The organism is Citrobacter sp. Cf072 (assembly GCF_030334485.1).
GTDB lineage: Bacteria > Pseudomonadota > Gammaproteobacteria > Enterobacterales > Enterobacteriaceae > Citrobacter > Citrobacter freundii.
Genome location: NZ_JAOWDX010000028.1, coordinates 1 through 218, shown reverse-complemented (window position 1 = coordinate 218; position 218 = coordinate 1). Strand labels below are relative to the sequence as shown.

Annotated in this window: 2 tRNA genes; both read left to right on the top strand. The window is 51.8% G+C overall.

The annotated features are described in order from the left end of the window. Positions 1–76 (top strand) — tRNA-Val (locus OGX66_RS02295). Between the two features lie 4 nt (positions 77–80). Next, positions 81–156, top strand: a tRNA-Lys gene (locus OGX66_RS02290). Positions 157–218: the final 62 nt, after the last annotated feature.

Below are 218 nucleotides of genomic sequence, written 5' to 3'. Positions count from 1 at the left end.
GGGTGATTAGCTCAGCTGGGAGAGCACCTCCCTTACAAGGAGGGGGTCGGCGGTTCGATCCCGTCATCACCCACCACTTCGGGTCGTTAGCTCAGTTGGTAGAGCAGTTGACTTTTAATCAATTGGTCGCAGGTTCGAATCCTGCACGACCCACCAATGTAAAAAAGCGCCCTAAAGGCGCTTTTTTGCTATCTGCGATTTGTAAGATTCGAACCTGC